This window comes from Saccharopolyspora sp., from assembly GCF_017434145.1.
In the GTDB taxonomy this organism is placed as follows: domain Bacteria; phylum Actinomycetota; class Actinomycetes; order Mycobacteriales; family Pseudonocardiaceae; genus Saccharopolyspora_C; species Saccharopolyspora_C galaxeae.
This window is the reverse complement of record NZ_JAFRFW010000443.1, coordinates 1-7,414: the sequence shown is the minus strand read 5'-3', so window position 1 is coordinate 7,414 and position 7,414 is coordinate 1. Positions and strand designations below refer to the sequence as shown.

6 protein-coding genes are annotated in these 7,414 nt (G+C 70.3%); all 6 read right to left on the bottom strand.

Annotated features, from left to right (window positions below):
- Positions 1-224: 224 nt before the first annotated feature.
- Complete coding sequence (locus IJH84_RS12215; protein WP_200071883.1) at positions 225-569, bottom strand: hypothetical protein; 345 nt, start codon at positions 567-569, stop codon at positions 225-227.
- 284 nt (positions 570-853) lie between these two features.
- The gene (locus tag IJH84_RS12210; protein ID WP_295144213.1) at positions 854-2,149 is read right to left on the bottom strand and encodes a dihydrolipoamide acetyltransferase family protein; all 1,296 of its coding nucleotides are present in this window, start codon (positions 2,147-2,149) and stop codon (positions 854-856) included.
- A gap of 20 nt (positions 2,150-2,169) precedes the next feature.
- Positions 2,170-3,165 (bottom strand): alpha-ketoacid dehydrogenase subunit beta, encoded by a 996-nt coding sequence (locus IJH84_RS12205; RefSeq protein ID WP_200071882.1) that lies wholly within the window; start codon positions 3,163-3,165, stop codon positions 2,170-2,172.
- 312 nt (positions 3,166-3,477) lie between these two features.
- Positions 3,478-4,572, bottom strand: a complete 1,095-nt coding sequence (pdhA, locus tag IJH84_RS12200; protein ID WP_295144210.1) for a pyruvate dehydrogenase (acetyl-transferring) E1 component subunit alpha — start codon at positions 4,570-4,572, stop codon at positions 3,478-3,480.
- 93 nt (positions 4,573-4,665) lie between these two features.
- The gene (gene lpdA, locus IJH84_RS12195; protein WP_200071880.1) at positions 4,666-6,138 is read right to left on the bottom strand and encodes a dihydrolipoyl dehydrogenase; all 1,473 of its coding nucleotides are present in this window, start codon (positions 6,136-6,138) and stop codon (positions 4,666-4,668) included.
- A gap of 297 nt (positions 6,139-6,435) precedes the next feature.
- The coding region (locus IJH84_RS12190; protein WP_295144205.1) for a CdaR family transcriptional regulator at positions 6,436-7,414 on the bottom strand (979 nt) is incomplete at its 5' end.

Below are 7,414 nucleotides of genomic sequence, written 5' to 3'. Positions count from 1 at the left end.
CGCATCCTCAGCCTCGGGTTGCATCCCGGCGATCTCGACGATTCCCCGCACGCGGTCGGAATCCGCAGTCGCCGAGCCGGCTGAGCGCTTGTCCGAGCCGACGGTCGGGGTCGCTCTGGGGCTCGGTCCGGATCGACCATCCGGACGGAGTTCTCCAGTGCTTCGCCCGGCGACTCCTCCCACAGCTCGTAGCAGGACACCGGCCACACCGCGCTGATCGCGGGTCAGTCGAAGTCGACGTGCACCTGCACCTTGCCGTCCTCGTCACGGACCGCGAGGGCCTGACCGGTGCGCCGTTCACCCGCGGCTTCGAGAGTGATCGGGCTGCGCTGTCCCAGGAAATTGCGCCACCAGCGCTTCTGGTCCGGCAGCATCACGTCGATGGTGGCGCCGGATTCGGTGCGGCGGACGGCGACGACCAGTGCGACCTCGCGTCCCGAACGTCGCCCCCGGTAGGAAACGTTCACCATGCCCGTACCGCCGACCTCCGAGGGCCACCGCGAAAACCTCCGCACGCACGGCGCGACGAGCTTGTTCAAATAACGACCCGCGACGGTAACGGCACTCATGCGGAACTCCTCCTTGTTCCGGCGACGGCGCACCCGCCTCGCCCTTCGGAACGACGGCCAACGGCCATGCCGCGACCGTCGATCCCTCGATCATCGACGATCTTGACCGAGCGTACTCGCAACCGCGGCACCGGCGCGTTCAATCGCGGCCCGCACGAGCGCGTCGCTCACTCCGCGGCGGCGACGGTTCGCAGAACCCAAGGAATCCCAGGAATCACGTACCGGACGGACGGTCCGCCCACCCCGGATTCGCGGGGTGAACGGACCGCTCGAATGCTGCTGTCTCAGGCGATGATGCGGAGGGGATCTTCCAGCAGAGCTGTGAGCTGCTGCAAGAAGGCCGCGCCGACGGCGCCGTCGATGGCGCGGTGGTCCGCCGAGAGCGTCACTCGCAGGATCTTGCGGGCCACCACTTCCCCATCGACCAGTTGCAGCTCCTCCTTGGCGGCGCCGACCGCGAGGATCGCCGCCTCCGGCGGGTTGATCACCGCGGAGAACTGCTCGATGCCGAACATGCCCAGGTTCGAGATGGTGAACGTGCCGCCGGACATCTCGTCGAGCTTCAGCTTGCCCTCGCGAGCGCGCCCGGCCTTCTCGCGGCCCTCGGTGGCGATCTCCGAAACGCTCTTGCGGTCGGTGTCCCGGATGACCGGCACCACCAGACCGTCGTCGATCGCGACCGCCACGCCCAAGTGAATCCGCTTGTGCTGCAACAGCTTGTCGCCGCCGAAGGAGACGTTGACCGAGGGGTTCGCGCGCAGCGCGGTCGCCACCGCCTTGACCACCAGGTCGTTGAGGCTGACCTTCGGACCGCCCGCGGCCTGCAAGCGCTCGTTGAGGTTGCCGCGGAACGCCACCAGGTCGGTCACGTCGATCGCGCTGGTCAGGTAGAAGTGCGGGGCCTGCTGCTTGCTCTCGGCGAGCCGCTTGGCGGTGACCTTGCGGACGTTGCTCAGCGGCAGCTCCTCGACGTCCTCACCAGCGCCGGAAACCGGGGCCGTCGCGGGCTGGGCGGGCGCGGCCGGAGCCGGAGCGGGCTCGGCCGCGGACCGAGCGGCAGCCGGTTCGGCGGCCGCGGCGTCGATGTCGGCGCGGATGATGCGCCCGCCCGGACCGGTTCCGGTGACCCCGGCCAAGTCCACACCGCGGTCCTTGGCCACCGCCTTCGCCAGCGGCGACGCCTTCGGCTGCGACAGCGCGCTGCCGTTCACCGGCTCCGGCGCAGAAGCAGGAGCAGGCTCCGCGGCAGGGCCCGACTGCCCGGCAGGCGCTGCCGCCTCCGCCGAAGCATCCGCAGGCGCACCGGCAGGCGCGGCAGGCTCAGCCGCCTCGGCGACCGCCCCGGACCCGTCCCCGACCAGCGCGATCGGCGTGCCGATCGGAACCGTCGTGCCCTCGCCGACGAGCACCTTCTCCAGCACCCCGTCGTCGTAGGCCTCCAGCTCCATGATCGCCTTGTCGGTCTCGATCTCGGCGACGACCTCGCCGCGCTTGATCTGATCGCCGACCTTCTTCTGCCAGCCGGCGATCACGCCTTCCTCCATCGTGTCGGACAGGCGCGGCATCTGGATCTCAGTCATCAGCAATTCCTCGGGAAGTCTCAGCGGCGAGCGCCGACGGCGTCCAAGGTTTCCCGGACGGCGGTGGTCAACGACTCGGCCGACGGCAACGCGGCCTTCTCCAGCGGCTTGGCGTAGGGCAGCGGCACCTCGGCGGCCGCCACCCGGCGCACCGGTGCGTCCAGGTAGTCGAACGCACCGTCCGAAATGGACGCGGCGATCTCCGCGCCGATGCCGTAGGTCAGCCAGTCGTCCTCGGCCACCACCGCGCACCCGGTCTTGCGCACCGAGTTCACCACGGTCTCCCGGTCCAGCGGGCGCAGGCTGCGCAGGTCCACGACCTCGGCGTCGATGCCTTCCTCGTCGTGCAGCTTCGCGGCCACCTGCCCGGCGATCCCGGCCATCCGGGAGTAGCCGATGATCGTCACGTCCGAGCCCTCGCGGGTCACCGCGGCCTTGCCGATCTCCGCGGGCGCGACGTCGTCCGGCACCTCGCCCTTGGTGTTGTAAAGCGCCAGGTTCTCCAGGAACAGCACCGGATCGTCGTCCCGCAGCGACGCCAGCAGCAGCGCCTTCGCGTCCGCGGGCGTGCTCGGGGCGACGACCTTCAAGCCCGGCACGAACGCGTAGTACAACTCGATGTTCTGCGAGTGCGTCGCGCCCAGCTGCTGACCGCCGCCACCGGGCGTGCGCAGCACCATCGGCACGCTGGTCTGCCCGCCGAACATGCCGTAGATCTTGGCCGCGTGGTTGACGATCTGGTCCAGCGCGATCAGCGAGAAGTTGATCGTCATGAGCTCCACGACCGGGCGCAGCCCCAGCATCGCCGCACCGACCGCTGCGCCGACGAAGCCCTCCTCGGCGATCGGGGTGTCGCGCACCCGCTTCTCGCCGAACTCTTCCAGCAGCCCGGCGGTGATCTTGTAAGAGCCCTCGAAGACACCGATCTCCTCACCGATGAGGAACACGTCTTCGTCGCGGTGCATCTCGTCGCGCAGCGTGTCGTGCAACGCCTGGCGGTAAGTCATGACGGCCAAGGAACTAACTCCTGAATGCCTGTTTTGAACTCATTTTGCGTAGGTGGTCGGGTAGCGGAACCTCAGGCGCCGTCTCGCTGCGGGATCTCATCCTGAAGTAGCTCCCTACTCGGCGTCTGAGCTGTCCTCGCGAGACGACGCCTGAGAACCCGCGGCGGTGCCGGTTGCTCAGGTGGCGAAAGCGGCTGACGCCGCTTGAGCTCTGCGACTCGGGCCCGCTCGTGTCGGGCGGAGCGGACGTGCCCTCGGCGGCACCCGGCGATCGAGCCGAGTGCCGCGCGGGAGCGGGTGGCGGGGTGTGCGGTGAGCGGCTCAGAACACCGGGTCTGCCGGCAGGCGCCGGGAATCGTTCGCCACCGGGGTGGCGTAGGTGTAGTCGAACAGCGTGGACACCTCGGGGTGCGGGCTGTCGTCGGCGAAGGCGACCGCGGCGTCGGCGTCGGCCTGCGCCTGCTTCTCGATCTCCGCGGCGGCGTCCTCGTCGAGCACGCCTGCATCGATCAACTTCGCCCGGAAGTTCACCACCGGGTCGTTCGCGCGGGCCTGCTGCACCGAGTCCTCGCTGCGGTACTTGCCCGGGTCCACCACCGAGTGGCCCTTGAGCCGGTCGCTGACCGCCTCCAGCAGCGCGGGCGTGCCGGACTCGCGGGCCTGCTCGACCAGCTTCGTGGCCGCGTCGCGGACCTCGAGCACGTTGTTGCCGTCCACCCGCTCGCCGTGCATCCGGTAAGCCGCGGCGCGCTTGTACAGGTCCGACTCCGCCGAAGCCTTGTCCACCGTGGTGCCCATGCCCATGTGGTTGTTCACCACCACGAACACCACCGGGAGGTTCCACAGCGCGGCGATGTTCAGCGCCTCGTGGAACGCGCCGATGTTGGTGGTGCCATCGCCCATCTGGCACATCACGACCTGGTCGCCACCGCGGTAGTCGACGGCCATCGCGGCACCCGTGGCCAGCGGGATCTGCCCGCCGACGATGCCGTAGCCGCCGAGCAGCCCGGCGTCGGAGTCGAACATGTGCATCGAACCGCCCCAGCCCTTGGAAGTGCCGGTGCTGCGCCCGTAGAGCTCGGCCATCACCCGGCCCGGCTCGATGCCCTTGGCGATCGCGTAGCCGTGCTCGCGGTAGTTGGTGAACAGCAGGTCGGTCTTGCGCAGCGCCGACATCAGGCCGACGACGGTGGCCTCCTCACCCAGGTTTAGGTGGCAGTAGCCGCCGATCTTGGCCTGGGTGTAGCCCTGCGCGGCGCGCTCCTCGAAGCGGCGGATCAGCGTCATCTGCTGGAAGTAGCCGCGCAGCAGCTCTTGCGACTCCCCGCCGAACGGGCCGCTCTTGGCGGCGCGTGCGGGCGTGCGGCCGGACTTGGTGCGGGTCGCGGGCTTGCTGCGGGTCGCGGTCTGCGCCATCACGGAACCCTTTCGAAAATCGTGCGGGACTGGAGCCGGACTAGGGCGTTGTAAGCGGCGGAAGCCGCTCGCGGTGCGGGACTCGGGCCGTCCTTAGCGCTTCTTCGGCGGAGCCGTGTGGACCGGCAAACCGAGGGCGGACATCGCCGCCTCCATGCCGACCTCGCCGAGCGTCGGGTGCGCGTGGACGGTTTCGGCGAGCTCGTCGAGCGTCGCCTCCAGCGTCATCGCCAGCGCGCCCTCGGTGATCAGGTCGCTGGCCGACGGGCCGAACACGTGCACGCCCAGCACCTCGCCGTACTGCTTGCCCGCGACGACCTTCATGAAGCCCTCGGTGTCGCCGTAGGTCTGCGCGCGGCCCAGCGCGGCGAACGGGAACTTCGCGGCGACGACCTCGTGCCCCGCTTCAGCGGCCTGCGCCTCGGTGAGCCCGACGCTGGCGATCTCGGGGTGGGTGAACGTCGCGGCCGGGATGACGTCGTAGTCGATGTGCGACTCGTGGCCCGCGATCGTCTCGGCGGCCACGATCCCCTGGTGCGAGGCGACGTGCGCGAGCAGCGCCTTGCCGGTGACGTCGCCGATCGCGTGCACGTGCTCGACGCTGGTGCGCAGCTTGTCGTCGACCTGCACGAACCCGCGCGGGTCCAGCGCCACACCGGCGCGGTCCAAGTCCAGCGCGGCGGTGTTCGGCTTGCGGCCGACGCCGAACAGCACGACGTCGGCTTCGATCTCCTGGGGCTTGGCGCCGTCCACGGTGACCTTCAGCGCGGAGTTCTTGCCGCGCCCGGAACGTTCGATCTTCGAGACGGTGGCGCCGGTGAGCACGTTGATGCCGCGCTTGCCGAACGAGCGGCCCAGCGCCTTGCCGACCTCGGCGTCCTCGGCCGGGACCAGCGTGGACTGCATCTCGACGATGCTGACCTCGCTGCCCAGCGAGCCGAACAGGCTGGCCCACTCCGCACCGACCGCGCTGCCGCCGATGACCAGCAGCCGCCCGGGCACCTCGGTCAGGCCGAACGCGCCGTCCGAGGTGATCACGCCGGGCAGGTCGGCGCCGGGCAGCGGCAGCTGCACCGGGACCGAACCGGTCGCGATGATCACGTCCTTCGCGCGGACCTGGTCGATGGGCGCATCGCCGACCGGGTCGGCGGCGTAGCGGGGTCCGTTCGCGCCGAGCTCGGACTCACCGGTGGCGTAGACGTCCACGGTGGTCGGGCCGGTGAACCGGGCGTGCCCGATGAGCACGCTGACGCCGTTGGCCTTGAGCAGGCCCGCGACCCCGTCGGTCAGCCCCTTGACCACGCTGTCCTTGCGGCGGCTGACGGTGTCGTAGTCCAGCGCGACGTTCTCGGCGCGCACGCCGTACTCGGCGGCGTGCAGGACGGTCTCGTAGACCTCGGCGGAGCGCAGCATCGCCTTGGTGGGGATGCAGCCCCAGTTCAGGCACACCCCGCCGGGCTTCTCCTTCTCCACCACGGCCACGGACAGGCCGCGCTGCGCGGCCCGGATCGCGGCGACGTACCCGCCGGGGCCGCCGCCCACCACAAGGAGGTCGTATTCCTGCACTTCGCTGTGCTCCTTCGAGCCGCACGGACCAGCGCGGAGCCCGTCTCGATGCAGGTGCTTCGCCGCTGGGTGAATCCCGGATGTTGCACCGCGAGTCTCGTGAGCGCGGACACTCGCGCGCCATGCTCGACCGCCCAGACTTCGGCACCGGCCGATGTGCACAGCGCACATTTCGGCCCGGTTTGATCACGCAAGGTCGCGATTCGGCACCGACGGTGACGATCAGGGCGGTTCACGGCGGAGAAATCAGAAAGTCAACACCGATAGCGGAAAAACGCCAAAAGTTGCCCCGGAGGCTCAGTCGCGGAGCCCATCCCGCAGGTGTAGTGCCGACAACGCCAGCGACAGCGACACGTACGCCGCCCGCCCGTGCAGCGGCCGGTCGATCAGCGCGCCGATCCGGTGCAGCCGGTTGAGCACCGTGTTGCGGTGGCAGTGCAGCCGCACCGCGGCGTTGGCCGTCGAGCAGTTCTCCTCCAGCCACGCCGACAGCGTCTCCAGCAGCATGTCGCGCTCCTTGACCGGCAGCTCCAGCACCGGCCCCAGCTGCGAATCCAGCAGCCGCTGCGCCAGGTCGGGCGACTGCACCAGCAGCGCCTCCGGGTAGCGCTGCTCCAGCGACACCAGCTGCGGCGTGTTGTAAGAGGCGGTGCCCAGCGCGGTGAGCGCGAGCTGGTGCGCCAGGCCCACCTCGGCCAGGCCTTTCACCGGCGGTGACGCCGCCACCCGGCCGCGGGCCAGCGGGCGCAGCACCTCCAGCGCGCCCGGCGCAGCGCGCTGCTCCAGGGCGACGAGCCCGACGAGTGTGTCCGCGCGCACTTGCCACACCGAGCGGATGTGCACACCGCCCAACGCTTCGCTCTGCCCGGCCAGCGCGAAGCTGCCATCGGCGCGCATCTCGGCGACCACCACCAGGTAGCGGCCGCCGGTCGGCAGGTCGAGTTCCTTCGCGGTGCGTTGCGCGAACGCGGTGTCCCGCGCGCGGCCGCTGAGCAGGTCCTCCACCAGGGCGTGCCTGCGCTGGTCGTCGCGGCGCAACCGCTCCAGCTCGGTGTTGCGGTAGGAGGTCGACAGCGTCGAGGACAACCCGTCGATCACCGTCCACATCGAGGTGGCCGCGCCCAGCACCACGTCCGGGTCGGCGCGGTCGGCGTGCGCCTGCTCGACCAGCGCCTCCCACACGATGCGCCCGCCGAGCCGGAAGGTGCGCAGCATGACCTCCAGCGGCACGCCCTGCTCGGCGCGGCGGCGCCCGATCGCGGCGGCGGCGTCGTCG